We start from the raw sequence: 26,507 nt of genomic DNA, 5'->3' as shown, positions 1-26,507 counted from the left end.
GGAGGCCCGGGGCTTCAGCGGGTCGGCCGGGCCGTGCCGGCCGTCCGGACCGGCGGCCCGGCCGTGGCGGCGCCGGTCCAGCCGGTGAAACACCCTGCGGGCGACCTGCGCGGATCGCGTAGATTTCGGGGGTGACGGCCGGGCCCGGCCCGCCGCACCCGCACCACACCGGAAGGGCGTACAGCGAGATGAGCGAGGACTCACTGCGCGAGGAGGTGCTGACCGCCCGGCGGATCGTCGTCAAGGTCGGCTCCTCCTCCCTCACCACGGCGGCCGGCGGCCTGGACGCCGACCGGGTCGACGCCCTGGTGGACGCGCTGGCCAAGGTGCGCAGCCGCCCGGACGCGCCAGAGGTCGTCCTCGTCTCCTCCGGCGCCATCGCCGCCGGTCTGGCCCCGCTCGGCCTGGACCAGCGGCCCAAGGACCTGGCCCGCCAGCAGGCCGCCGCCAGCGTCGGCCAGGGCCTGCTGGTCGCCCGCTACACCGCCTCCTTCGCCCGGTACGGCATCCGGGTCGGCCAGGTGCTGCTCACCGCCGAGGACGCCAGCCGGCGCGCCCACTACCGCAACGCCTACCGCACCCTCGACCAGCTGCTGGCGATGGGCGCGATGCCGATCGTCAACGAGAACGACACCGTCGCCACCGCCGAAATCAAGTTCGGGGACAACGACCGGCTGGCCGCGCTGGTCGCCCACCTGGTCCGGGCCGACCTGCTCGTGCTGCTCTCCGACGTGGACGGCCTCTACGACGGCGACCCGGCCCGGCCCGGCACCAGCCGGATCGACCAGGTGAGCGGCCCGCACGACCTCGACGGCGTCGAGATCGGCAGCGCGGGCAAGGCCGGCGTCGGCACCGGCGGCATGGTCACCAAGGTCGAGGCGGCCCGGATCGCCACCGGCGCGGGCATCCCGGTGGTGCTCACCGCCGCCAGCCAGGCCGCCGACGCGCTGGCCGGACGGCGCACCGGCACCCTGTTCCTGCGCACCGGCAGCCGCACCTCCGACCGGATGCTCTGGCTGGCCCACGCGAGCAGCCCGCGCGGCGCCCTGCACCTCGACGCGGGCGCCGTCACGGCCGTCGTCTCCGGCGGCGCCTCGCTGCTGCCCGCCGGGGTCACCAAGGTGGACGGGGAGTTCACGGCGGGTGATCCGGTGGACCTTCTTGCCGAAAACGGCCACATCGTGGCTCGCGGACTGGTCAACTTTGATGCGAGGGAGTTGCCCCGCCTGCTCGGCCGGTCCACCCGCGACCTGGCCCAGGAGTTCGGCGCCGCGTACGAGCGTGAGGTCGTCCACCGCGACGACCTGGTCGTTCTGCGCGGCTGACCGGCCGGTGTGCCGGTACCGGCCGATCGGTTGAGCGCGGTCGGCGGGCCGCTCCGTACGGGGAGTGGCCCGGCCGCGGGCGAGGAGCGGTGCAGCCGTACCGGTCGGCCGCGGGCCGGCGGGTCCGGTGCGGGGGACGACACGACATCGCCGAACAGGAGGCCGCCGGTGGAACGCAGAAGCGAGGCAACGCTGACCGCAGGGACGGCGGGCCGGCGGCTGACCAGCATCGACGGCGGACGCGGGGACGGACCCGCCGAGCCGGCCGGTCCGCCGCCGCAGGGGCCCGGCGGGACGCGCAGGCCGCGGTCGCAGCACGCGGACCCGGGGGAGCCGCCCACCGTGCCCGAGCAGGCCAGGCTCTGGCACGTGGTGCTGAGCGTGTCCGGGCAGGTCACCCCGCTGTCCTCGCTGCGCGTCTCGTTGGAGCGGCTGGCGTACGACCACTCGTTCTTCCTCACCGCCCGCTACGCCGCCGACCACGCCGAGATCCGGTACTGGGAGCAGGCCCGGGACCTGCACGACGCGGCGGCGATCGCGCTGCGGCTGTGGGGCGAGCACAAGGTCACCGCGAACCTGCCGCCGTGGGAGATCGTCGGCCTGGAGGTGGTCGACCGGGCGACGTACCACAAGCGGGTGGCGGAGGGCTTCGGCGATCCGCCGCCGCACCTGGGCGGGGTGCACCCGTACTGAGGGGGGCGAGCCGCAGGGGAGAACCGTCTCACCGGGCCGTCCCGCCAGGCGAAATGGCCGCTCGGCGGGCCCTGCGCAGTCGCTACCCTTGGCGCATGACCAGCGACCTCGCCACCGCCGACAGCCCCGTCCTCGCCGTAGCGCGCCGAGCCCGGGAGGCCGCCGCCGCGCTCGCCCCGCTGCCGCGCAAGGCGAAGGACGCCGCGCTGCTGGCGATCGCGGACGCCCTGGTGGCCCGCAGCGCCGAGATCACCGCCGCCAACGCCGAGGACGTGGCCCGGGCCCGCGCGGCCGGCACCGCCGAGTCGGTGATCGACCGGCTGAGCCTCGACCACGAGCGGATCGCCGCGATCGCCTCCGACGTGCGCGACGTCGTCGGCCTGCCCGACCCGGTCGGCGAGGTCCTGCGCGGCTACACCCTGCCCAACGGCCTGGACGTGCGCCAGGTGCGGGTGCCGCTCGGCGTGGTCGGCATCATCTACGAGGCCCGGCCGAACGTCACGGTGGACGCCGCCGCGCTCTGCCTCAAGTCCGGCAACGCCGTGCTGCTGCGCGGCTCGGCCTCCGCCTACCGCTCCAACACCGCGCTGGTCGCCGTCCTGCGGGACGCGGTCGCCGCGGCCGGGCTGCCCGCCGACGCCGTCCAGCTCGTCCCGGGCGAGAGCCGGGACTCCGTCCAGGAGCTGATGCGCGCCCGCGGCCTGGTCGACGTGCTGATCCCGCGCGGCGGGGCCTCGCTGATCCGCACGGTGGTCGAGGGCTCGACCGTGCCGGTGATCGAGACCGGCACCGGCAACTGCCACGTCTACGTGGACGCGCAGACCGACCTGGCGATGGCCGTCGGCATCCTGCTGAACTCCAAGGCGCAGCGGGTCAGCGTCTGCAACGCGGCCGAGACGCTGCTCGTCCACCAGGACGTCGCGGACGCCTTCCTGCCGCTCGCGCTGGCCGCCCTCGCCGAGGCCGGGGTGACCGTGCACGGCGACGACGCGGTGCTCAAGGCCGCCGAGGGCGGCGCCGCCACCGTGGTGCCCGCCACCGACGAGGACTGGGGCGCCGAGTACCTGTCCTACGACCTGGCCGCGGCCGTGGTGCCCTCGCTGGACGCCGCCGTCGAGCACATCCGCCGCTGGTCCTCCGGCCACACCGAGGCGATCGTCACCACCTCGCAGGCCGCCGCCCGGCGCTTCACCCGGTTGGTCGACTCGACCACGGTGGCCGTCAACGCCTCCACCCGCTTCACCGACGGCGCCGAGTTCGGCTTCGGCGCGGAGATCGGCATCTCCACCCAGAAGCTGCACGCCCGCGGCCCGATGGGCCTGCCCGAGCTGACCAGCACCAAGTACATCGTCACTGGTGACGGGCACGTGCGCGGCGAGGCGACGCAGACCGTGGGCGGGGACGCGGACGCGCGCTGAGCGCGGCCCGCGCGGCGGGCCGGCCGGGCCCCGGGGCGGTCGGCAGCGGCCCGCGTCACACGTGTGACGGACCAACTGCGATGAGCCACAGACAAATCGGCCGCCCGGTAATACGCTGAATCCGTGGCTGACGATGTGGGGGGCTCGCCGTACCCCGACGGCGCCGACCACGGTGGTGCGGACGACGAGTTCGCCACCGTGGTCTTCGATGAGGCCTTCGTCCGGTCCGCCGCCGTGCACGAGCCGACGGCCAAGGAGCGGCAGCTCGCCGCCGCCGAGGCCCGGTTCGAGCCGGACACCGCGGGCCCGGTCTGGGGCTATGACGTCACCGCAGGGGACGGGCTGCCGCTGGAGCTGCGCCCGCACCCGAGCGGACTGGACGACGACCACCTGTACCCCGATCCCTGGTCGGGCCCCGGCCGGGCGACCGGCCGCCCGGGCCGGCGCCGACGCGGCTACGACCCGGGGCGCGGGCGCGGGCGGTACGTGGCCCAGCAGCGCTGGCACCGGCCGGTGGCCTGGGTGCTCGCCGTGATCATGGGCGTGAGCCTGGTGGCCGTCGCGGTCGCGGCGATCTACCAGGGCGTGGGCGGCTCCTCCGGCGCGCCCCGGCGCCCGGAGTCCGGCAGCAGCAGCCCCGGGACCGACCCGAGGCCCGCGCCAGCCGAGCCGTCGCTCGTGGTCACGGCACCTGCGGGGTGACGTCGTAGGGCGTGGCGCAGGGGTGGTGCGCGCCGGGGCGGGCGGTTGCGGGGCGTTCCCGGGAATCTGCGGTCGCACCCTCGTGGAGGGGCGAGGGCGCGCCTTACCCTGGTGTCATGGGTGACCCGCGAGAGCCTCCTGAGGGTGCGCCCGACGGTGGTTCCGGCAATGAGGACGAGTTCCGGTCCGTCGTCTTCGACGAGTCCTTCGTCCGGGCTGCCCGGATCCAGGAGCTGTCCGCCCGGGAGCGGCTGGCCGGGTCCTTCGGCCGGGCGACCCGCCCACGGGTGCGGTTCGGCCCGCTGGGCAGCGTGCCGCGGCAGGCGCTCGCCCTGCTACTGCTCGTGCTGCTGGCCTTCGGAGCCGCGGTGTACTTCGGGGTCAGCTCGCCGAACCGGATCTCGGCGCGGCCAGAGGGCAGCCAACTGACCGTCAGCCTGGTCGCGTTGAGCCCGGCCTCGGTGGTCCGGCCGGTCGCCGACCCGGCCAATCCGTTCGCCGCGCTGCCGGTCGGGTACAGCGACGGGGCGATCGGACTGGGCACCCCGACCGGGGCCGCCACCGAGCACTTCAGCCGGGTCGAGGTGACCAAGGCGCTCGACACCGTCCAGCGCTACCTGGTGGCCTCCTCGCTGGCCCCGGCCACCCTCGTCCAGGGCGCGACCGCCGATGTGCGGGCCTTCGTCACCCCCGGGGAGCAGGCCCAGTTCGACACCAGCGTGACCCAGTCGGTCGACGACCGGCACCACGCGCTGACCGGCTGGCTGGTGCGCTTCGACCCGGCGCAGGTCGCGCTGGCCGCCGACACCGTGAAGGTGACCGGCGCGATGCGGATCGACGAGGCCGACGGCGGCACGCTGCAGATCACCACCGACCACACCTTCGTCTACGCGCTGAAGCCGGCCGGAGCCGCGGCCGGTGCGCCCGTCACCCTGGAGACCGTCCGGCGGCAGCTGACCTTCCAGTTCGACCGGGTCGACCTGGCCTCGGCCCAGCTGCGGCTGGTGGACTCGGTGATCCAGGCCGGGCCGGAGCCCTGCACCACCTCGATGGCCGGCTTCCTCCAGCCGGTGCTGGCCACCCCGCAGGGCACCCAGGTCCCGCCGCCGGCGCCGATCGATCCGGGCAACCACGCGCAGCCGGCCTGGCAGGTGTGCGGGGTGCTCGCGCCCTAGTCCCTGTCCGGGGCGCCGGCGGCGAGCGGGAGGCGGACCACCGCGCGGGCGCCCGGGCCGGGCGGCGGCGGGTCGGTGAAGGCGGCGGTGCCGTCGACGCCGCGGGCGATCGAGCGGACCAGGGCGAGGCCCAGGCCGGCGCCGCCGGCGTCGCGGGAGCGGGCGTCGTCCAGCCGGACGAACCGGTCGAAGACCCGCTCCCGGTCCTTGGGCGGGATGCCCGGGCCGTCGTCCGTGACGGTCAGCACGGCGTGCCCGTCCTCGACGGTCACCGAGACCGCGACGGCGGTGCCGGCGTGCCGGGCGGCGTTGTCGAGCAGGTTGCGCACCAGCCGGCCCAGCCGCAGCTCGCTGCCCGGGACGGGCGCGGGCTCCAGGGAGACGGCCAGGAAGGCGGGCCCGCCGGTGGACGGGTGGGCGCGTTCGGCGACCTGCTCGCCGACCAGGTCGGCGAGGTCCACCGGCTCGCCGCCGAGCGGCCCGGTGGGCTCCTCGACGGCGGCGAGCAGCAGCAGGTCGTCGGTGAGCAGTTGCAGTCGCTCGGTGCCGGTGAGCGCGTCGCGCACCACTTGCGGCCACTCCACGCCCGCCGGGTGGGCCAGCGGCACCTCCAGCGAGTTGCGCAGCGCGGCCAGCGGGCTGCGCAGCTCGTGCGAGGCGTCCGAGACCAGCCGGCGCTGCTCGTCGATCGCGTGTTCCAGGCGGCCGAGCGTGGTGTTGGTGGTCTCGGCCAGCCGTGCGATGGCGTCCCGCGAGGGCGGCACCGGGACCCGCTCGTGGAAGGCGCCGGCGCCGATCCGGGCCATGCCGCGGCGGATCGACTCCACCGGCCGCAGCGCCAGGCCGGTGACCAGCCAGGCGATCAGGGCGGTGAACAGGGTGGCGCCGGGCAGCACGTAGCGCAGCAGGATGCCGGTGATCCGGTCCTCGGCCTGGTCGGCGACGGTGGGGTTGACCAGCAGGTAGATGGTGACGCGCTGCTCCGGCAGGCCCAGGATGCCGGTGTACTGCCGCAGGGCCTGGGAGGAGACCGGGTCGGTGACCCGCTTGACCATGGTGACGTCCCGGCTGGTGAGGGAGGGGCCGTTCTCGGGCCAGTGCCACAGCCGGGTGTGGTCGGGCAGGGTGATCCGGACCTGCTCGGTGTGTGCGGGGGAGACGTCCTGGGGGTAGGGCGGGAGGGGAGCGAAGGGTTCGGGTGGCAGGCCCGCGTACTCGCCCAGCAGGGTGCTGGGCCCGAGCCCCTTCTTGTTGGGGTAGATGGTGATGCTGGCCCGGCCGTTGGGGGATAGCGGGAAGGCCACCTGGCCATCGGCCAGTACCAGCAGGAACGACTCCTTCAGGGTCGAGGTCCAGGTCTGGGCGCCGGTGGGTATGTCGTGGGCGACGAGCTCGGCACTGTCCTGGGCCTGTTTCTCGGCGACCGCCGTCCACTGGTCGTGGACCGCGCCGCCGACCCAGAGGGCGGCCACCGAGAAGGCCAGCACCGAGGCGAGGGCCGCGCCGAGGGCGGCGCGGACGCGGAGCGAGGAGCGGTGCCAGGGGCGCAGCAGCGGGCGGAGACGGTCAGTGCGCATCGGGCACCAGCCGGTATCCGGCGCCGCGCACCGTCTCGATCCGGCAGCCGACGCCGGGCACGTCCAGTTTCCGCCGCAGGGCGGCGATGTAGACCTCGACGATGTTCACGTCGCCCCGGAAGGCGGCGTCCCAGACGGTGTCCAGGATGCCGCCCTTGGGGACCACCTCGCCGGGGCGGTGGGCCAGGCATTCCAGCACGGCGAACTCCTTGGTGGTGAGCCGGACCTGTCGGTCGGCGGCGGTGCAGCGGCGGGCCGCCGGGTCGATCCGCAGCGCGCCGACCGCGAGCACCGGCGGGCGGGCGGCGGCGCCGCGGCGCAGCAGGGCGCGCAGCCGGGCGGTGAGCACGACGTAGGAGAACGGCTTGCTGAGGAAGTCGTCCGCGCCGCAGTCCAGCGACTCGGCCTCGTCGTACTCGCCGTTCTTCGCGGTGAGCATCAGAATCGGTACGGAATTCCCGGCGGTGCGCAGTTCGCGGCAGACCTTGAAGCCGTTGAGGCCGGGCAGCATCAGATCGAGCACGATCGCCGAATAGGGCTCGGTGAGGGCGAGTTCGAGCCCCCGGACGCCGTCGTGGGCCAGGTCGACCGCATATCCCTCGGCCGCCAGCCCCTGCCTCAGGGACTGCGCGAGCCGCTCCTCGTCCTCGATGATCAGTAGCCGCATGACGGACATCCTTGGGGGAATTCCGTTTTCCCGCAACGGCCTTGACCGGCTTGCCCGGGATATCCGAGCTGAAGTTTTCCTCAGCTTTCCTCAGTTTCCCTTCAGCGGGGAATTCCTAGCGTCCGGGTCATGGATTTCCGACGTGTGCTGCCGTGGTCGGTGGCCGCCCTGCTCGCCCCGCTGTACGCGGCCGTCTCGCTCACCAGATACGGCCGGTTGGAGAGTGCGGGTTTCGACCTGGGCATCTTCGAGGAGGCGGTGCGCGCCTACGCCCGGCTCGAAGCACCGGTGGTCGCGCTGAAGGGCACGGGCTTCAACCTCCTGGGCGACCACTTCAGCCCGGTGCTGGCAGTGCTGGCGCCGTTCTACCGGGTCTGGCCGGGGGCGGGCACGCTGCTGGTGGCGCAGGCGGTGCTGGTGGCGCTGTCCGCGGTGCCGGTGACGGGGTACGCGGTGCGGGTGCTGGGGCCGGCGGGCGGGGCGGTCGCCGGGGTCGCGTACGGGCTGTCGGCGGGGTTGCAGAGCGCGGTGGCGTTCGACTTCCACGAGGTGGCCTTCGCGGTGCCGCTCGCGGCGTGCGCGGTGGTGGCGCTGGCCCGGGAGCGGTACGGCCCGGCGGTGGCGTGGGCGCTGCCGCTGCTGCTGGTCAAGGAGGACCAGGCGCTGCTGGTCGCGGCGGTCGGCGGCTACGTGTGGTGGCGCGGGCGGCGCCGGCTGGGGGCGGTCACCGTGCTGGTGGCGGTGGCGGCCGGGCTGCTGGTCACCCTGGTGGTGATCCCGGCGCTCAACCCGGGCGGCGAGTACACGTACGGGCACATGGGGGAGTACGGCGGCGGGAACCCGCTGGTCCGGCTGCTGTTCCCGGCGGTCAAGGCGCTGACCGTCCTGCTGCTGCTGGCGCCGACGCTGCTGCTGGCGCTGCGCTCGCCGCTGGTGCTGCTGGCGGGCGTGCTGCTGGCGGCCCGGTTCTGGGTGGACAATCCGGCGTTCTGGCGCACCGGGCAGCACTACGACGCGGTGCTGGTGCCGCTGCTGTGCACGGCGGGGCTGCACGGGGCGGGCCTGCTGTTGCCCCGGCTGTCCCGGCTGGGCCGGGGGCTGCCGGTGGCGGCGGGGATGCTCGCCGTCACGGTGGCGCTGACCGCGACCGGCCCGGTGGCGGGCGTGCTGTCGGGGGACGCCTGGCGGGGCGACGGGCGGGCGGCGCAGGTGCGCCGGGTGCTGGCGGTCGTCCCGGACGGCGCCCGGGTGGCCGCCGCCAACCGTCTGGCGCCGCAGCTGACCGGGCGCTGCACGGTGTCGCTGTTCCCGTACCTGACGCCGCCGGGCGGGCCGGGCGGGGCGGCCGGGCCGGGCGGCTGGGGGCGGCCGGTGGCGGAGTGGGTGGCGGTGCTGGAGGAGCCGGACGGCTTCCCGGTGCCGGTGGCGGAGCAGCGGCGGTTCCTGGCCGGGCTGGTCGACGGCGGCGGGTACCGGCGGGTGGCGGACGGGGCCGGGGTGGCGGTGTACCACTGGCAGCCGGGGTAGGCCCCGGCAGGCCGACGGCCCGGGGGCCCCGGCGGGGGGGGGCCGCGGCGCGCCGGGGGGGGGGGGGGGGGCCGCGCGGGGGGCGGGCCCACGGGGGGGGGGGGGCGGGGGGGGGGGGGGGGGTGAACCACGGGCCGCGGGGGTCGCCCCCGGCTGGCCGACGGCCGGGGCCCCGGGGCGGGGTGCCCCGCCCGTCGGCGCGGGTGCGGCGGGTCAGCCGTCGGTGCGCTCGCCCCGGTCGGTGCGGCCGTCCTCGCGGGTGGCGGAACCGCCGCGGGAGCCGCCGGTGAACGTGTCGGCGAAGGTGTCGCGGAGCTTGCCGCCGACGGTCGCGGCGCCGCCGGCCACGTCGCGGATCAGGCCCATCAGCGGGTCCTTGCTCTCCTTCACCGAGGTCGTGTAGTGGTCGGCGGCGGCCTTCCACTGCTCGCCGACCGAGGTGTCCGGGTCGTCCGTGCGGCGCGGGTAGGCGCCGGCCAGGATCGAGCGGTACTCGTCGCTCTCCGCCCACTTCTTCAGCTGGGCGACCCGTACCACCGCGAACGGGTGGCTCTGCGGCAGCAGCTGGAGCAGCTTGAGCACGCCGTCGCGCAGGTCGCCGGCCTTGTCGTACTCCTCGGCCTGCTCCAGGAAGGCGTCGACGTTCAGTTCGGCCAGATTGTGCCCGCCGGCCAGTTTCATCAGGGCGCGCATGGACGCCTGGACGTCCTGCCCGGCGAGCAGGCCGGCCCGGTCGCTGGACAGCTCCGCCTTGCGGAACCACTCCTTGAGCGCGGTGACGATCGCCATGATCGCCAGGTTGCCGAGCGGCACCCAGGCGACCCGGGTGGCGATGTTGGTGAGGATCATCAGCATCGTCCGGTAGACCGCGTGGCCGGACATCGCGTGGCCGACCTCGTGGCCGATGACCGAGCGCAGCTCCTCCTCGTCGAGCAGCTCGATCAGGCCGCTGGTGATCACGATGATCGGGGTGTCGATGCCGATGCAGTACGCGTTGACCGTCGGGTCCTGGGTGACGTACAGGTCCGGGACCTGCTCCAGGTCGAGCACGTAGGCGGCGTCGCGCACCATGTCGTACAGCTCGGGGAACTGGCGCTCGGAGGTCTTCACGGCGGTGGCCAGGAACATCAGCCGGATCGAGCGCTCGGACACCAGCCCGGCGAGCTTCCGCAGGACGTCGTCGAAGCCGGTGAGCTTGCGCAGGGCGACCAGGGCGGAACGGTCCGCGGGGTGCTCCCAGGCGCGGGTGGAGATGTCGGGGAAGCGCTGGCGGCGCCGGCTCGGGGTCTTCGCGGTCGGGTCGGTCATGGTCTGAGTACCTCCTGGTCGACGGCGGCCCCGGCTCGGCGGCCGGCCCCCGCTGGTCTACGCCTGCAACGACTGTCCTTGCAACGTCCGCGGTTGCGTACTCGTCCCCGCGGGCAGCGTACGCGCGGGCCGGGCCACGCCGCAGGGGCCGGTGGGCGGCGCGGGTGTGAGGCCGGTCTACCCTGAATGTCCTGGAGAACCGAGACCGGATCCGGCCGCGGTACCGAGCAGTTCGAGGAGCCCCGCAGATGTCCACCGACGCGCTTGTCAGCCTGGCCGCACCCATCTCCAACGAGGCCGGCCCGGGCCTGTTCCTGCGGATCATCGTGGTGGCGTCGTTCGTCGGCGTCGGCCTGCTGGTCTGGATCATGGCGCGGGCCTTCCGCGGCAACTGAGCACCGCCGCCCCGGTTCGGGCTCACGCCCGGTCAGCGGCGGTGGGCCGCCGAGCGGTTGCCGGGTAAGCCCCCGTACGATGACAGGTGGGCCTTCACCGGCCCGGAAGAACCCCTGGTCCGTTCACCCGAGCCGAGAAGGTCCCGCCGACCATGAACACTGCCGCCGCACTCCCCGTCCTGAACCTGCTCGCCGAGAGCGAGGGGGGCAACCACGAGAGCCTGAACCCGTACCTGACGGGTGGCGCCGCACTGTTCATCCTGGCGCTCCTGCTCTTCGTGACCACCCGCTTCAACCGGGACCGCTGAGCCGCCTCCCGGGGCCGCTCGGGGAGCGTCCGGCGTACCGGCCGGCCGCTCCCTCACGCGTCTTCGGACAACCCCCACCCGGGCGTTCCCGCACCGTAACGGGCGTCGCGTAAGGTGTGGCGGCATGGGAGAGCAGGCCGGGAATCCCGGCGGACCGGAACCGGTGAAGAAGCGCCTCGGGGTGATGGGCGGCACCTTCGACCCGATCCACCACGGCCACCTGGTCGCCGCCAGCGAGGTGGCGAGCGCGTTCCACCTGGACGAGGTGATCTTCGTGCCGACCGGGCAGCCGTGGCAGAAGAGCGACCGCCACGTCACCCCGGCCGAGGACCGCTACCTGATGACGGTCATCGCCACCGCCGAGAACCCGCAGTTCTCGGTCAGCCGGATCGACATCGACCGCGAGGGCCCGACGTACACCGTCGACACCCTGCGCGACCTGCACTCCCAGCACCCGGACGCCGACCTCTTCTTCATCACCGGCGCCGACGCGCTCGCCCAGATCCTGTCCTGGCGCGACTCCGACGAGCTCTTCTCGCTCGCGCACTTCATCGGGTGCACCCGCCCGGGACACACCCTGTCGGACGCCGGACTCCCGGTGGGCGGGGTCTCCCTGGTCGAGGTCCCCGCGCTGGCCATCTCCTCCACGGACTGCCGCAACCGGGTCGCCAAGGGCGAACCGGTCTGGTACCTCGTCCCGGACGGCGTGGTCCGCTACATCGACAAGCGGGCGCTCTACGCGCCGCACCGGACCTGACCAGGAGCGGGCGTGACCGAGCGAAGCGGCGGAGGCCGGCAGCACCAGCACCAGCAGCAGCCGGAGGACTGGTCGACCGGGCAGTACCAGCAGTACCAGGGGGGCTACCAGCAGCAGCCCGAACAGGTCCCGGAGCAGCAGCAGTACGACCAGCAGCAGTACGACCAGTACGGGCAGCCGGTGTACACGGGGGACCCGTACGGCGGCTACCAGGAGCAGCAGCCGTACCAGGCGTACCAGCAGCCCCTGCAGCAGCAGTACGACCAGCAGCAGTACGACCAGTACGGGCAGCCCGTGCAGCCTGGGCAGCCCGTGCAGGCGTACCAGCAGCAGGGGGGCTACGGCTACCAGGACCCGGCGTACGGCGCATGGGGGTCGCCCGGGCCGGAGGCCGGGGGCGGCTACCAGCAGCAGGCCTACCCGGCGGCGGGTGCGCCGGCGGCGGTCGAGCCCGAGGCCGTCGTCGCGCCTGCGCCCGTCGCGTCCGCGCCCGGCGCCCCCGTCGCCCCCGCGCCGCCGCGCCCGCGCGTGCCCCGGCCCGCCGCCGAGGCGGCGGGCGCCAAGCCCGAGCCGCCGTCCGAACTGGTCGGCGGGGCCCGGGCCGGCAAGGCGGGCGGCAAGCCTGGTGGCAAGGCCGCCAAGGACGACTACCCCACGGACGAGTTCACCTTCGTCGACGAGGAGGGGGAGGAGTCCGAGGACGTCATCGACTGGCTGAAGTTCGCCGAGTCCCGCAGCGAGGTGCGCGCCGAGCGCCGCCGCCGGCTGCGCAACCGGCTGATCGGCCTCGGCGTGGTGGTGGCGCTCGCGGCGGCCGGCACCGGCGGCTACCTCTGGTTCACCGGCGACAAGCAGACCGCGGCGAGCGCGGCCGGTCCGCGCCAGGTCAGCGTGGTCCACCTGCGCGACCTCCAGGGCAAGGTCTCCAGTGCGCTGCTGGTCAACGACTCCACCGGGAAGAAGGGCACCGTGCTCCTGCTGCCCGACACCCTGCGGCTGCCCGGCCCCGGCGACCCGCCGGTCACCACCGTCGGCCAGGCCATGGACAGCATCGGCGCCTCCGCGACCCGCGACGGCCTGTCCACCGTGCTCGGCGCCCCGGTCGCGGGCACCTGGCGGCTGGACACCCCCTACCTGGAGATGCTGGTCTCCCAGCTCGGCGGCGTCCGGGTGGACACCAACGCCGAGACCCACGAGGGCGGCAAGCCGGACGGCAAGCTGCTGTCCGCGGCCGGCAAGAACACCCTGCTGAACGGGAAGGCCGCGGTCGCGTACGCCACCCTCCAGGCGACCGGCGAGAACCGGGACGCCCAACTGGCCCGGTTCGGACAGGTGATGGACGCGGTGGTGCGCACCATGCCCACCGAGTTCAAGGACGCCAAGGACGACGTGCACCGGATGAACGCGGTGCTCGACCCCTCGCTGCCCGAGGACGCCCTCGCCGGTGTGCTCGCCCAGCTCGCCCAGCAGGCGAAGGACGGCCACCTCGGCACCACCGCGCTGACCGTCAAACCGGACGGCGGCCTGGACGAGGCCACCGCCGGCAAGCAGGTCAAGGACGTGCTCGGCGGCACCGTGAAGTCCGCGGCCTCCGCCGACGCCCCCGCCCGGGTCTCGCTCCAGGACGCCACCGGCAACGACCAGGCGGCGGCCGCCGCACAGGTCCAGATCGTGAACTCCGGCCTGACCTTCCTGCCCGGCTCCAAGACCGCCGCGCAGGCCGCCAGTGAGATCCGCTACACCGACGACGCCCGGCAGGCCGCGGCGAAGTCGCTGGCGATCAGCCTCGGACTGCCGGACACGGCGGTGAAGAAGGTCGGCGACGCCCAGAACGCGGACCTGGTGGTCGTGCTCGGCAAGGACTACCAGCCGCCGAAGAGCCAGTAGGCCGCGGCCTCCGGCCCGGGCGGCCCCGGAAAAGCGTTCCGGGGCCGCCCGGGCGGCGTGAGATCCTGGAAGGCGACCCCCGGCCAGGAGCCAGGGGTCGCCCCCCAAGCCGCCGAGCCGGAAGAACACCGTGACCGTCACCGACCACAGCCAGCAGCTCATCACCGTCGCCGCGCAGGCGGCGGCCGACAAGCTCGCGCACAACATCATCGCCTTCGACGTCAGCGAGGTGCTGTCGATCACCGACGCCTTCCTGATCGCCTCCGCCAACAACGACCGCCAGGTCCGGTCGATCGCCGAGGAGATCGAGGACCAGCTGCGCGAGCAGCTGGACATCAAGCCGGTGCGCCGCGAGGGCGAGCGCGACGGCCGCTGGATCCTGCTCGACTACCTGGACATCGTCGTGCACGTCCAGCACTCCGAGGAGCGCTCCTTCTACTCGCTGGACCGCCTCTGGAAGGACTGCCCCGAGCTGCCGCTGCCCGAGGACGCCCTGGCCACGCGCAACCGGCCCGACGCCCACACCGACGAGGCCGGCAACGTCGTCGCCCCGGCCGACGACTTCGGCAAGCCCGAGGACCTGCACTGAGCCGGGACGGGCGGGGGCCGCGCGTCGTCTTCTGGCGCCACGGCCAGACCTCGTGGAACCTGGAGTCCCGCTTCCAGGGCACCACGGACATCGAACTGACCGACCAGGGCGTCCTCCAGGCCCAGCGGGCGGCCCGGCTGCTCTCCGGCCTGCGCCCCGACCTGCTGATCTCCTCCGACCTCACCCGGGCCAAGCGCACGGCCGAGGAACTGGCCGAGGTCACCGGCCTCGACGTGCAGCACCACGAGGGCCTGCGGGAGACCTACGCGGGCTCCTGGCAGGGCCTGACCAACGCCGAGATCCGCGACCGCTTCCCGGAGGAGTACGCGGCCTGGGCGGCCGGCGAGCCGGTGCGGCGCGGCGGCGGCGAACTGGCCACCGAGGTCGCCGACCGCTCGGTGCCGGTCGTGCTGGAGGCCGTCGACAAGCTGCCGGAGGACGGGACGCTGGTGGTGGTCAGCCACGGCGGCACCATCCGCACCATGCTCGGGCGGATGCTGGACCTGGACCCGGTCCAGTGGGAGTGCTTCGGCGGGCTGTCCAACTGCTGCTGGTCGGTGCTCGGGCAGGGGGCGCGCGGCTGGCGCCTGCTGGAGCACAACGCGGGCACGCTCCCGCAGCCGGTCATCGGCGACGACACCTGAGCGATGACGCCTGAGCGATGACGCCTGAGCGACGGGCGCGTCGCGGGGTGGGGTGGGGTGCGGGCGGGGTTGCGGGCATGCAGGGGCTTGCCGGGGGCTCGCCAGGGGCGTGCAGGGGCTTCGCAGGGGCGGATTTCGCAGTTCCGGGCCTGACCAGCTAGAGTTTTCCTCGTTCGCAGGGAAGGAACGCGGCCCGGAAGGGAAGCGGGAGATCCGACGACTGCGGGGCTATAGCTCAGTTGGTAGAGCGCTTGCATGGCATGCAAGAGGTCTGGGGTTCAATTCCCCATAGCTCCACTCCGCACCAGCGATCCTGTTCGATCAGGAGCGCCCGTGTCGCGGGGCTGTAGCTCAGTTGGTAGAGCGCTTGCATGGCATGCAAGAGGTCCGGGGTTCAATTCCCCGTAGCTCCACAGTAGTTGAGAGGCCGTCACCCATCGGGTGGCGGCCTCTCGCGTTGCCGGGCCGCCTTTGTGGGTCTGCCAGTTCAAGTCACCGGGGCGCCTCCGGGGTGGGCGCGGGCCCCGGGGGCGGGAGTGCGGGTCTCGGGGTGGGGGGCGCGGGCTCCGGGGAGGGGGAGCGGGGGCCTGAGGGAGCGGGAACGCGGGCCCCCCGGGAACGGATTCGTGGAGCACCCCCGGGACCGTGTAAAGTAGGCGATGTCGCCGAGGGAAACCGGACGGAAACGGCCGAAAGCCTCCGGTGACATCGCAGGTCAAGGGGCTGTAGCTCAGTTGGTAGAGCGCTTGCATGGCATGCAAGAGGTCCGGGGTTCAATTCCCCGTAGCTCCACAGCAGTCGAGGGCCGCCTCCCGAAATGGGGGGCGGCCCTTCGGCGTTCTGCGCATGCCACCGGCGGAAGGGCCGGAAAGACCGCTACCGTCGTTCCATGGCCGATCTGGAGCGAAGGCGGAACGAGGAACTGGCCCGGATACTGCACCAGCTCGGCTGGAGTCCGGAACGGCTCGCCCGCGAGGTGAGCCTCGCCCTGCCGCCAGGCCTGGCCATCAGCTCCACCGCCCCCTACAAGTGGCGCGACCGCGGCATGGTGCCGCGCAGCCCGCACGACCAGACCGTCTGCGAAGTGCTCAGCCGCACCCTCGGCATCGCCGTCACCTACGAGCAGCTCTGGGGCCGGATGGGCGGCCACCGCGGCGCCAAGATCCTCTCGCCCCGGCTGCTCACCGACCCGTGGACCGCCGACACCGCCCAGACTGCGCTGCGCGAGGCCGCCACCGACGCCGGGCCCGTCCGCCTCACCGACCTCTTCCGCGGCGCCGACCTCGACCAGGCCGCCGAACGGCTCGCCTCCCCGCCCCCGCCCGTCGGGGGCGGCGAAGGGGCGCTGCGCATCGACCCCGGCCTCGTCGGCGACCTCGGCCTGTCCTACCGCAGCAAGCAGCGGCTCGAACGCTCCTGCGGCGGCGGACTCGTCCTCGGCCCCACCCGGGCCGAACTCGCCATGCTGGCCAAGCTGCTGGAACTCGGCGCCTACGACGAACGGGTCGGCCGCGAGCTGTACGGCACGGCCAGCAGGCTCGCCCGGCTGGCCGGCTGGGCCGCGTACGACCTCGGCCACGACGCGGCCGCCCAGCGCGCCTTCGTCGCCGCCCTGCGGGCCGCCCACGTCAGCGGCGACGTCCGGCTCGGCGTCGCCGTGCTCGGCGGCCTGGTGGTGCTCGCCACCCAGGGCACCGGAGGGCGCGGCCTGGATGCCGTCGCCGCGCTCAACACCGCCCTGGCCCGGCACGGCTCCGTACTGAGCCCCGTCGGCCGGGCCCGGCAACTCGGCCGGATCGCCCGCGCGCACGGCCGCCGGGGCGAGGCCGAGCAGGCCGAGGCCGCCGCCGCCCGGGCCTTCGCCGAACTCGACGGCGTGCCCGGCACGGAGGCGGCCCGCGCCGAACTCGCCGGGATGGTGGGGGAGGGGCGGCTGGCACTCGGCCAGCACCGGATGGCCAAGGCGCTGCTCGCCGAGGCCGTCGCCGGGCTGGGGGCCGGCCGCGGGCGGTCCAAGGCGCTGCTGATGGTCCGCCTCGCCGAGACCCACCGGCGCCTCGGCGACCAGCGGGAGGCCGCCCGCACCGCGTCGCTCGCCCGGGCGCTCGCGGCGGGCATGCAGTCCGAGCGGCTGGCGCGGGCGCTGCGCGACTTCGACGCGGCGACGCGGGCGGCGTCGGCGTCGGCGGGGCGGTGAGGTCTGTGTGTGGTGGGGCGGGGGCGGGGGCGGGGGCGGCGTCGGCGGGGCGGGGGCTGCGTGTGGTGGGGGGCTTCCCGGGTCGGCGGTGAGGTCCGTGCGGGGGCGGGCCCGGGGCCGTCGGGCCCCGGTGGATACCCGGGAGCGCGCTGATCTGCTTGCGGTACCCTGAGCCCATGCGAACCGTGCGCCTGCTCCTTAGCCGGCCGCGCTGACCAGGACCGGTTACGCCCTCGGGCGGTGCCGGAGTCGGCGTGGCGTCCCCTCCTGCGAGGGGATTTTTTGTTTTCCGCCCCCGTTCACGGGCCGGCCGTGTCCGCGGTTCGCCAACTGACATCGATGGAGCTTGAAGGACCATGAGCGAGACGACCCCTGCGTCCGGCACGGCCGAGACCGCGACCGAGCCGTTCCGGTACAGCGCCGCGCTGGCGGCGGAGATCGAGTCCCGCTGGCAGGACCTCTGGGAGAAGGAGGGCACCTTCAACGCCCCCAACCCCGCCGGTGCGCTGGCCGACCCGGCGGCCGGAGACGTCGCCGCGAAGCCGCACAGCTTCATCATGGACATGTTCCCGTACCCCTCGGGCGCGGGCCTGCACGTCGGCCACCCGCTGGGCTACATCGCCACCGACGTCTACGCCCGCTACCAGCGGATGACCGGCCACAACGTGCTGCACACGCTGGGCTACGACGCGTTCGGCCTGCCCGCCGAGCAGTACGCGGTGCAGACCGGCACCCACCCGCGGGTCTCCACCGAGGCCAACATCGCCAACATGCGCCAGCAGCTGCGCCGGCTGGGCCTGGGCCACGACCCGCGCCGCTCGATCTCCACGATCGACCCGGAGTACTACCGCTGGACCCAGTGGATCTTCCTGCAGATCTTCAACTCCTGGTACGACGAGCAGGCCGGCCGGGCCCGGCCGATCGCCGAGCTGATCGCCCGGTTCGAGTCCGGCGCGAAGCCGACCCCGGACGGGCGCCCGTGGGCCGACCTCTCCGCCGCCGAGCGCGACGAACTGCTGGGCGAGTACCGGCTGGCGTACTCCAAGGAGGTGCCGGTCAACTGGTGCCCCGGCCTGGGCACCGTCCTGGCCAACGAGGAGGTCACCGCGGACGGCCGCTCCGAGCGCGGCAACTTCCCGGTGTTCAAGTCCAACCTGCGCCAGTGGATGATGCGCATCACCGCGTACTCCGACCGTCTGATCTCCGACCTGGACCTGCTGGACTGGCCCGAGGCCATCAAGCTCCAGCAGCGCAACTGGATCGGGCGCTCCGAGGGCGCCCGGGTCGACTTCGCCGTCGACTCCGGTGAGAAGATCACCGTCTTCACCACCCGGCCCGACACCCTGTTCGGCGCCACCTACATGGTGCTGGCCCCCGAGCACGGCCTGGTCGACTCGATCGTCCCGGCCGCCTGGCCCGCGGACGTGCCCGCCGAGTGGACCGGCGGCGCCGCCACCCCCGCCGAGGCCGTCGCCGCCTACCGCGCCACCGCCGCCGCCAAGTCGGACGTCGAGCGGCAGGTCGAGGCCAAGGTCAAGACCGGCGTCTTCACCGGCGCCTACGCCGTGAACCCGGTCAGCGGCGCGTCCGTCCCGGTGTTCATCGCCGACTACGTGCTGATGGGCTACGGCACCGGCGCCATCATGGCCGTCCCCGCCCACGACCACCGCGACTTCGCCTTCGCCCGCGCCTTCGCGCTGCCGATGCGCTGCGTCGTCCAGCCCGCCGACGGGCGCGGCGAGGACCCGGCCGCCTGGGACGACGCCTTCGACACCTACGACTCCGTCATCGTCAACTCCTCCCGGGACGGGCTGACGCTGGACGGGCTGGGCGTCGTCGACGCCAAGGCCGCCGTCACCGCCTGGCTGGCCGAGCGCGGCATCGGCGAGGGCACCGTCAACTACCGCCTGCGGGACTGGCTGTTCAGCCGCCAGCGGTACTGGGGCGAGCCCTTCCCGATCGTCTACGACGAGGACGGCGTCATGCACGCGCTGCCCGAGTCGATGCTGCCGGTCGAGGTCCCCGAGGTCGAGGACTACTCGCCGCACACCTACGACCCGTACGACGCCACCTCCTCGCCCAAGACCCCGCTGTCGCGCAACGAGGCCTGGGTCAACGTCGAACTGGACCTGGGCGACGGCGTCCGCACCTACCGGCGCGAGACCAACACCATGCCCAACTGGGCGGGTTCGTGCTGGTACGAGCTGCGCTACGTCGATCCGTCGAACTCCTCGGCGGTCGTCGACCCGGCCAACGAGAAGTACTGGCTGGGCCCCACGGCCACCAAGCCGGCCGGCGGCGCCGACCTGTACGTCGGCGGTGCCGAGCACGCCGTGCTGCACCTGCTGTACGCGCGCTTCTGGCACAAGGTGCTGCACGACCTGGGCCACGTCTCGTCCGTCGAGCCGTTCCACAAGCTGTTCAACCAGGGCATGATCACCGCCGACGTCTACCGCGACGAGCGCGGCTTCCCGGTGCCCGCCGCCGAGGTCGAGGAGCGCGACGGCCAGTACTTCTGGCAGGGCGAGGCCGTCAAGCGCGAGGCCGGCAAGATGGGCAAGTCCCTGAAGAACGCCGTCGCGCCCGACGAGATCGCCGACGAGTACGGCGCCGACACGCTGCGCCTGTACGAGATGTCCATGGGCCCGCTGGACGTCTCCCGCCCCTGGGACACCCGCGCCGTCGTCGGCTCGTACCGCTTCCTGCAGCGGCTGTGGCGCAACGTCGTCTCGGAGGCCACCGGCGACCTGGTCGTCACCGAGGAGGAGCCGGACGAGGCGACGCTGCGTGCCCTGCACAAGGCGATCGACGGCATCCGCGGCGACATGGCCGGGCTGCGGTTCAACACGGCCGTCGCCAAGGCGATCGAGCTGAACAACTACCTGGTCAAGCGCGGCTCCACGCCGCGCGCCGTGGCCGAGCAGCTGGTCCTGATCGTCGCGCCGCTGGCCCCGCACATCGCCGAGGAGCTGTGGCGCCGGCTGGGCCACGACGAGTCGCTGGCGCACACCGACTACCCGGTCGCCGACCCGGCGTACGTGGTGGACGAGACGGTGACCTGCGTGGTGCAGCTCAAGGGCAAGGTGAAGGCCCGGCTGGAGGTCGCGCCGACGATCTCGGACGCCGAGCTGGAGACGCTGGCGCTGGCCGACCCGGCCGTAGTCGCGGCGATCGGCGAGGCGCCGGTGCGCAAGGTGATCGCGCGGGCGCCGAAGCTGGTGAACATCGTCACGGGCTGAGGCTGAGAGGCTGAGGCTGAGGTCGGTCAGTTGAGGCTGAGGCTCAGGTCGGCCGGCTGCGGTTGAGGTCGCGCGGCTGATGTCGGTCGGCTGGTAGTCGGCCGGCCGAGGCTGCTGGGGCGGGTGTCCTTCGGGACGCCCGCCCTCGCTCGTGCCCGGGGCCCTGGGAGGACCCTCGAACCCTCGGGGAGATCCCCGATCTGTCCCTGATCTCCGCCGCCCGGGCCCGTTCCGTCCGCCCCGGGCCCGATCCGGCGGCTACCGTGGAACCCTCGGCAGTACGGCCCGCGTTGGGTCCGGTGGGGGCCGAAACGGTGGCGGAAGGTGGCTCGCGATGGACGCGTTCGGCGTGATGATCGGCCTGGTCCTGCTCTTCGGGATCGCGGCGTTCGTCCTGGCCGTGGTCGGCACGGTCAAGGCGGCGAAGGCCGTCGCCACGAAGATCGGGCGGCACGAGGCCAACGCCCGGCGCGCCGTGGAGAACGCCACCCTCAAGGCGAAGACCTTCACCAAGGTCGGACCGCCCGGCCAGATCGCCGCCGTCCGGCTCGGTCTGCGCACCTCGCTCGACGGCACCCGGCAGGTGCTGGAGAGCGGCCTCCCCCAGGACGGCCAGCTCGGCGAGTCCCTCGCCCTGCTCGGCAGGCTCGACGCACACGCCGCCGAGCTCGACGGCGAACTGCGGATGCTGGAGCGGGAGCCGGACACCGCGCGGATCGCGGCCAAGCTGCCGGAGCTGCGCGAGCGCGCCGAACGGATCACCCACTCCGCGGAGACCATGCGCTGGGCCGCGCAGGACCGGATGCACCGGTTCGCGGACGACGAGCTGAGCCGGCTCAGCCAGGAGTGCGAGAGCGAGGCGGGGGCGCTGCGGCACTGGGACACCTCGGGGGAGTCGTCGTCCGCGTCCGCCTCTGGCTCCGGCTCCGCTGCTTCCTCCGCGTCGTCCGCGTCCTCGGGTTCGGGGGCGGGCTCGGGTTCTGGCTCGGGGGCGGCCTCCGGGGGTGCTGCGCGGGCCGGGCTGACGGACGGGAAGAGCCGTCCGAGCGCCGAGGAGCTCCTCGGACTCGTCGATCCGCTGGCCAAGCTGGCCCAGCGGCTGCGGAAGCCGTCGGCGGGGCCCACGGCAGGCTGAGCCGAGCCGAGCCGAGCCGAGCCTGAGCTGAGCACCCCGCGCCGGGTGCTGCGGCCGTGCTTCGGCGGGTGCTGCGTGCTTGCTCCGGCGGCGCCCTCGGGGCCTTTCGGGGCTCGCACCCGGGCGCTGTCCTCCCGGACGAACGGGGAGTAATCTCCGCCTCATGCCCTCTGACCTCGCACTTGTCACCGACTCCACGGCCTACCTGCCGCAGGAGACCCTCGACCGGTACGGGATCACGGTGGTCCCGCTGAGCGTCGCGGTCGGTGACGCGGTCCTGTGCGAAGGCGTCGAGATCTCCCCCAAGGACGTCGCCGAGGCGCTGCGCGACAAGCAGCGGGTGACGACCTCCCGACCGAACCCCGAGGCCTTCGCCGCCGCCTATCGGGCCGCCGCCGAGGCCGGGGCGAAGGGCATCGTCTCGGTGCACATCTCCGGCGAGCTGTCCGGCACGGTGGAGGCCGCCCGGCTGGCGGCCGCCGAGGCGCCGGTACCCGTGCGGGTGGTGGACAGCCGACTGGTCGGCATGGCCCTCGGATACGCGGTGCTGGCGGCGGCCGAGGCGATCGCGGCCGGGCGGGACCTGGCGGAGGCGGCCGAGGCCGCCACCCGGCGGGCGGCCGTGACCAGCGGGTTCTTCTACGTCGACACCCTGGAACACCTGCGCAGGGGCGGCCGGATCGGGGCGGCGCGGGCGCTGCTCGGGTCGGCGCTTGCGGTCAAGCCGCTGCTGCACCTGGACGGGGGGCGGATCGAACCGCTGGAGAAGGTGCGCACCGCGTCGCGGGCGATCGCGCGCTTGGAGGAGATCGCGGTCGAGCGGTCGGGGGGCGGGGAGGTCGACATCACCGTGCACCACCTGGCGGCCGAGGAACGGGCCGAGCCGCTCGCGGAGCGGCTGCGGGCCCGGGTGCCGGGGCTGCGGGAGCTGTACGTGGGCGAGGTGGGGGCGGTGATCGGCGCGCACGTCGGGCCGGGGCTGCTCGCGGTGGTCGTCGCGCCGCGCTGAGCGGGCCGGGCGTGCCGCGTCGCGGGCTCTGGTCAACTCCTCGCGGCGCTGATCACTCGTGTGAGTGATCTGTTTTGTCCACAACCCCTGAGTTATCCACAGGGGTTCGGTAATTTCTGCGCACTCTGCCGAGGACTCCTACCGTCCTCGGCATGACGACCATGGGCCTGGGCGCGGCGAAGCGCCACGAGATCAACGAGACCGTCCGGCTGCGGATGGCGGCGCTGCTGCCGACCGGCGGCGGCGCCGTCGTGGGCGATGGGGCGGGAGCAGAGGCCGGTGCCGGGGTCGGTGCCGGGGCGGGCGGGCCGGTGGGCTCCGGTGCCGCGATGGGCGCGCTCGCGTCGACCGGTCCGCCTTCGGGCGCGGTTCCGGTCGGGGCGGGGGAGCGGCCTCCGTCGGCGGGGCCTGCGCCGCCTGTGCCACCTGTGCCGTTGGAGCCGGTCAGGGCGGGCGGTGACGCGGATCCGCCGGGGCCGGGGGCCGGGTCGGGCCTTCGATTCGGCTCGGCGATGGCACTCGACCGGCGGGCGGTGGCCGGGTTGGCCGTCCTGCTGCTGTTCGCGGTCGGCTACGCCGTGCAGCACTTCTGGCTGGCCAGACCGCAGGCGGTGGCCGTGCCGGCGTTGGCGTCCGCCCCGGTCTCACCAGTCTCACCGGGGGCGGAGGGGGCAGAGGGGGCGGCATCCGCGTCCGTGTCGACTCCGGCCTTGGGCCCGGGCCCGGCCGCGGTCTCGGCGGCCGATCCCGTCGGCCCCGGGGGCGGGGCGGTCGTCGTGGTCGACATCGGCGGGCGGGTTCACCTCGCCGGCCTGCACACCCTGCCCGGCGGCTCGCGGGTGGCCGACGCCCTACGGGCGGCGGGCGGTCCGCTGCCGGAGACGGACACCCGAAGCCTCAACCTGGCCCGGGTCCTGACGGACGGTGAACAGATCCTGGTCGGCGAGCCGGCTCAGGCCTCCGCCCCGGGCGCCGGGGCCAGCAACGGACCGCCGGCGGCCGGCACGCCCAGACCGCCCGTCAGCCTCAACCGCGCCGGCCTCGAACAGCTGGACACCCTCCCCGGCGTCGGCCCGACCCTCGCCCAGCGCATCCTCGCCTACCGCACGTCGCACGGCTCGTTCCGCACGCTCGACCAGCTCCGGCAGGTCAGCGGCATCGGGGCGCGCACGTTCGCGGAACTCCGTCCGCTGCTGACCCTCTGACCTCCCCGTCCGTCCCCTTGCCCGCCTGTTCTCCCGTCCGTCCGTCGTCGGCCGTCGTTGCTCGTCGTCGTCGTCGTTCGTCCGTCGCCGCCACCCGCCGAAGGGAGGTACCGCCGTGCCCGCCACCATCGAACCGAACCTGCCGAACCGCTCCACCGGTGCCGACTTCCGGCTGCTGCTTCCCGCCGTCTCGGCCTGGGTGGTGACGGCCGCGCTCCTCGGCCTGGAGCCGGGGTACGACGTCCTCGCCTTCGGCCTGGCGGGTGCCGCCGCACTGGCGGCCGTCCTGCTGCTCGTCAGGCCCGCGCTCCCACGCCGACGCGCAGCGGCGGTGACCTTGGCCGCCGTCCTGCTCACCGGAGCCGCCGCCGCGGTGGCCACCCCGCTGCACACCGCCGATCTGCACCGGGGGCCGCTGCCGGAGCTCGTCCGAGCGGCCGAGCACGCCCCGCCGCGATCCCCGGGCGAGCCCGCTCGGGTGGTGGAGGCGGAGCTGACCGTCGCGGGGGACCCGAAGTCCCACGCGGCCCGGGGCGGCACCACTGGCGGGCAGACCCTCCTCACCGTCGACGCGGTGGCCGACCGGGTCACGCTCCTGCCGGACGGGCGCAGTACCCGGACGCGAACCCCGGTGACCGTCATGGTCCGGGGCGCGGAATCCGGGCCCTGGCAGGGGCTGCTCCCGTCGGAGCGGCTGGTGGTGGAGGCCGAGGTGCGGCCCGCGGGAGACGGCTACGACACCGAGTGCGCGGCGCTGCTGGTCGTCCACGGCCCGCCCCGCCGCCTCGCGCCGCCGAACCTGCCGCAGCGGATCGCCGGGCGGCTGCGTGCCGGTCTGCGCACGGCCAGCGACGGGCTCCCGCCGGACGCGCGCGGACTGCTCCCGGGCCTGGTCGTGGGGGACACCTCGCGACTGCCCGACGACCTTGAGGACGCCTTCCGGGCCACCGACCTGGTGCACCTGGTGGCGGTGAGCGGGGCCAACCTGGCGATCGTCCTCGGCGCGCTGCTGGGCGCCCCGGGGCAGGCCGGCACCCCGGAACGGCGCGGGCTGGCCGCGCTGCTGGGGCTCTCGCTGCACACCAGCGCGCTGCTCGGGACGGCGCTGACGCTGGCCTTCGTCGCCGTCTGCCGGCCGGAGCCCAGCGTGCTGCGCGCGGCCGGGACGGGGCTGATCGGCATGCTCGCGCTGGCCACCGGCCGGCCCCGGCAGGCGGTGCCCGCGCTCGCCGGGGCGGTCCTGGTGCTCGTCCTGCTCGACCCGTTCCTGGCGCGTTCCTTCGGATTCCTGCTCTCGGTGCTCGCCACGGCCGGGCTGCTCGTCCTCGGGCCGCACTGGGCCGAGGCGCTGCGGTCCCGGCGCTGGCCGCACCACCTGGCGGGTGCCCTGGCGGCGACGGCCGCCGCCCAGGCCCTGTGCGCGCCGGTGACGGTGGTGCTGTCCGGGCACGTCAGCCTGGTCGCGATCCCGTGCAACCTGCTGGCCGAACTGGCGGTGGCCCCGGCGACCCTGCTCGGCTTCGGGGTGCTCGTGCTGCAGCCGCTCCTCCCGGACCTGGCCCGCCTGCTCGCGGAGCCGGCCGGAGTGCCGGTCGGCTGGCTCGCCCTGGTGGCGCGGCGCGGCGCCGAACTTCCGGGCGGCCAACTCTCCTGGCCGGGCGGGTGGTTCGGGACGGCGACGGTCGCGCTGACCACCCTGGCGGCCTGTTGGGTGATGCCGCTCCTGCTGCCACGGCGAGCGCCGTCCGGCAAGCCCGTCCGCGCCCGGCGGCGGTGGGTACGGGTGCTGGTGACGGGGGTGCTGCTCGTGGTCCTGCTGGCCGTGCTGCTGCGGCCACCGCAGCTCACCCGGATCGCGACCGGCTGGCCGCCGCCGGGGTGGCGGATGGTGATGTGCGACGTGGGCCAAGGGGACATGCTGGTGCTCGCGGCCGGTGCACCGGACAGCGCGGTGGTGGTCGATGCGGGGCCGGATCCGAACGCCGCCGACAGGTGCCTGCGGGATCTGGGTGTCACGGAAGTGCCGCTGTTGGTGGTGACGCACTTCCACGCCGATCACGTCGAGGGTGTGCCGGGGGTGGTCCGGGGCCGCCGGGTCGGAGCGATCGAGGGCACGACCCTGGACGATCCACCGGGTGAGGCGGCCCGGGTGGCGGGCTGGGCGGTCGGTGCCGGAGTCCCGCTGCTGCGCGCGGGGCGCGGTGAACGGCGCTCGGCGGGCCCGGGGTTGTCCTGGGAGGTGGTCTGGCCCGACGCCGGGGCGGCTGTCGAGGCCCCGGGGGCGAACAACGCGAGCGTCGCGCTGCTGGTGTCGGTGGCGGGCGGACTGCGGATGGCGTTGCTCGGGGACCTCGAACCGCCTGCCCAGTCGGCGCTGCTGGGCCGGTTGGGGCGGGTGGACGTCCTGAAGGTGGCGCACCATGGATCGGCGCATCAGGACTGGGCTTTGACCGGTGCGTTGCGTCCCCGGCTGGCATTGATCTCGTGCGGCGAGGGAAACGCGTACGGGCATCCGTCCGTGCGGACGGTGGACCGGCTGCGCGCGCTGGGTGCGAGCGTGCTGCGCACCGATCGGGTGGGCGACATCGCGGTGACGGGCGGATCGCCGGCCGTCCTCGGGGTGTCCGTGCACCCGCAGGCGGCGCACGAGGCGCGCAAGCCCCGCTCGCACGCTGCGGACGGAGCGCCCGACTCCCGTACCGGGCGGGGCTCGCACACCCCGCGAGCCCCGCCCGGCTGACCCCGCCCTC

Annotated in this window: 21 protein-coding genes and 3 tRNA genes; 21 read left to right on the top strand and 3 right to left on the bottom strand. The window is 74.4% G+C overall.

Going from position 1 to position 26,507, the window contains the following annotated elements; genetic code table 11:
* Positions 1–188: 188 nt before the first annotated feature.
* The 5 genes from proB (at position 189) to ACFVHI_RS08315 (ending at position 5,313) form a co-directional block, all read left to right on the top strand.
* Positions 189–1,325, top strand: coding sequence for a glutamate 5-kinase (gene proB / locus ACFVHI_RS08335; RefSeq protein ID WP_063347552.1), 1,137 nt, complete (start codon positions 189–191; stop codon positions 1,323–1,325).
* A gap of 168 nt (positions 1,326–1,493) precedes the next feature.
* On the top strand, positions 1,494–2,018 hold the full coding sequence (locus ACFVHI_RS08330; protein ID WP_363369892.1) for a hypothetical protein: 525 nt from the start codon (positions 1,494–1,496) through the stop codon (positions 2,016–2,018).
* 95 nt (positions 2,019–2,113) lie between these two features.
* On the top strand, positions 2,114–3,436 hold the full coding sequence (locus ACFVHI_RS08325) for a glutamate-5-semialdehyde dehydrogenase (protein WP_063347550.1): 1,323 nt from the start codon (positions 2,114–2,116) through the stop codon (positions 3,434–3,436).
* Positions 3,437–3,559: 123 nt separating this feature from the next.
* Positions 3,560–4,138, top strand: a complete 579-nt coding sequence (locus ACFVHI_RS08320) for a hypothetical protein (RefSeq protein WP_063347549.1) — start codon at positions 3,560–3,562, stop codon at positions 4,136–4,138.
* Between the two features lie 116 nt (positions 4,139–4,254).
* Positions 4,255–5,313 (top strand): hypothetical protein, encoded by a 1,059-nt coding sequence (locus ACFVHI_RS08315; RefSeq protein WP_063347548.1) that lies wholly within the window; start codon positions 4,255–4,257, stop codon positions 5,311–5,313.
* Here the strand turns inward: ACFVHI_RS08315 and ACFVHI_RS08310 are convergent.
* Positions 5,310–6,890 carry a sensor histidine kinase gene (locus tag ACFVHI_RS08310; protein WP_380336891.1) on the bottom strand — a complete coding sequence of 527 codons (1,581 nt, stop codon included), beginning with the start codon at positions 6,888–6,890 and terminating at the stop codon, positions 5,310–5,312. The two genes, ACFVHI_RS08315 and ACFVHI_RS08310, sit on opposite strands and share 4 nt — an antisense overlap.
* Positions 6,880–7,557, bottom strand: coding sequence for a response regulator transcription factor (locus tag ACFVHI_RS08305; protein WP_380336888.1), 678 nt, complete (start codon positions 7,555–7,557; stop codon positions 6,880–6,882). The genes ACFVHI_RS08310 and ACFVHI_RS08305 overlap by 11 nt, the downstream gene beginning before the upstream one ends.
* Before the next feature lie 129 nt (positions 7,558–7,686).
* Here ACFVHI_RS08305 and ACFVHI_RS08300 point away from each other — a divergent pair, with 129 nt between their 5' ends.
* The gene (locus ACFVHI_RS08300; protein WP_380336885.1) at positions 7,687–9,084 is read left to right on the top strand and encodes a DUF2079 domain-containing protein; all 1,398 of its coding nucleotides are present in this window, start codon (positions 7,687–7,689) and stop codon (positions 9,082–9,084) included.
* A gap of 213 nt (positions 9,085–9,297) precedes the next feature.
* On the opposite strand, the gene ACFVHI_RS08295 is transcribed toward ACFVHI_RS08300, so the two are convergent.
* Positions 9,298–10,392 (bottom strand): M48 family metallopeptidase, encoded by a 1,095-nt coding sequence (locus ACFVHI_RS08295; protein ID WP_063347544.1) that lies wholly within the window; start codon positions 10,390–10,392, stop codon positions 9,298–9,300.
* 248 nt (positions 10,393–10,640) lie between these two features.
* On the opposite strand from ACFVHI_RS08295, the gene ACFVHI_RS08290 reads away from it, so the two are divergent.
* The 15 genes from ACFVHI_RS08290 (at position 10,641) to ACFVHI_RS08220 (ending at position 26,497) form a co-directional block, all read left to right on the top strand.
* Positions 10,641–10,787 carry a hypothetical protein gene (locus ACFVHI_RS08290; RefSeq protein ID WP_159398425.1) on the top strand — a complete coding sequence of 49 codons (147 nt, stop codon included), beginning with the start codon at positions 10,641–10,643 and terminating at the stop codon, positions 10,785–10,787.
* A 152-nt stretch (positions 10,788–10,939) separates the two neighbouring features.
* The gene (locus ACFVHI_RS08285) at positions 10,940–11,095 is read left to right on the top strand and encodes a hypothetical protein (RefSeq protein ID WP_167745857.1); all 156 of its coding nucleotides are present in this window, start codon (positions 10,940–10,942) and stop codon (positions 11,093–11,095) included.
* A gap of 124 nt (positions 11,096–11,219) precedes the next feature.
* Entirely contained in the window at positions 11,220–11,852 is a 633-nt protein-coding gene (gene nadD, locus ACFVHI_RS08280; RefSeq protein ID WP_063347543.1) for a nicotinate-nucleotide adenylyltransferase, read from the top strand.
* A 12-nt stretch (positions 11,853–11,864) separates the two neighbouring features.
* Positions 11,865–13,739, top strand: a complete 1,875-nt coding sequence (locus ACFVHI_RS08275; protein WP_380336880.1) for an LCP family protein — start codon at positions 11,865–11,867, stop codon at positions 13,737–13,739.
* Positions 13,740–13,869: 130 nt separating this feature from the next.
* The gene (rsfS, locus tag ACFVHI_RS08270; protein WP_063347541.1) at positions 13,870–14,328 is read left to right on the top strand and encodes a ribosome silencing factor; all 459 of its coding nucleotides are present in this window, start codon (positions 13,870–13,872) and stop codon (positions 14,326–14,328) included.
* Positions 14,325–14,972 (top strand): histidine phosphatase family protein, encoded by a 648-nt coding sequence (locus tag ACFVHI_RS08265; RefSeq protein WP_380336979.1) that lies wholly within the window; start codon positions 14,325–14,327, stop codon positions 14,970–14,972. Before rsfS ends, ACFVHI_RS08265 begins: the two co-directional genes overlap by 4 nt.
* Positions 14,973–15,196: 224 nt before the next feature.
* Positions 15,197–15,269 (top strand) — tRNA-Ala (locus ACFVHI_RS08260).
* 43 nt (positions 15,270–15,312) lie between these two features.
* Positions 15,313–15,385, top strand: a tRNA-Ala gene (locus tag ACFVHI_RS08255).
* 306 nt (positions 15,386–15,691) lie between these two features.
* A tRNA-Ala gene (locus tag ACFVHI_RS08250) sits at positions 15,692–15,764 on the top strand.
* Between the two features lie 97 nt (positions 15,765–15,861).
* Entirely contained in the window at positions 15,862–17,169 is a 1,308-nt protein-coding gene (locus tag ACFVHI_RS08245) for a hypothetical protein (RefSeq protein WP_380336878.1), read from the top strand.
* 356 nt (positions 17,170–17,525) lie between these two features.
* Positions 17,526–20,408, top strand: coding sequence for a leucine--tRNA ligase (leuS, locus tag ACFVHI_RS08240; protein ID WP_380336875.1), 2,883 nt, complete (start codon positions 17,526–17,528; stop codon positions 20,406–20,408).
* 334 nt (positions 20,409–20,742) lie between these two features.
* Positions 20,743–21,543 carry a hypothetical protein gene (locus ACFVHI_RS08235; RefSeq protein WP_380336872.1) on the top strand — a complete coding sequence of 267 codons (801 nt, stop codon included), beginning with the start codon at positions 20,743–20,745 and terminating at the stop codon, positions 21,541–21,543.
* A gap of 163 nt (positions 21,544–21,706) precedes the next feature.
* Positions 21,707–22,552, top strand: a complete 846-nt coding sequence (locus ACFVHI_RS08230) for a DegV family protein (protein ID WP_063347537.1) — start codon at positions 21,707–21,709, stop codon at positions 22,550–22,552.
* Between the two features lie 152 nt (positions 22,553–22,704).
* Positions 22,705–23,757, top strand: a complete 1,053-nt coding sequence (locus ACFVHI_RS08225; protein ID WP_380336868.1) for a ComEA family DNA-binding protein — start codon at positions 22,705–22,707, stop codon at positions 23,755–23,757.
* Positions 23,758–23,872: 115 nt separating this feature from the next.
* A complete protein-coding gene (locus ACFVHI_RS08220) occupies positions 23,873–26,497 on the top strand; it encodes a ComEC/Rec2 family competence protein (protein WP_380336865.1) in 2,625 nt (874 codons plus the stop codon).
* Positions 26,498–26,507: the final 10 nt, after the last annotated feature.

The organism is Kitasatospora sp. NPDC127121 (genome assembly GCF_042677305.1).
In the GTDB taxonomy this organism is placed as follows: domain Bacteria; phylum Actinomycetota; class Actinomycetes; order Streptomycetales; family Streptomycetaceae; genus Kitasatospora.
Note: the sequence above shows the minus strand (reverse complement) of the source record. Positions and strands in the feature narration are given on the sequence as shown.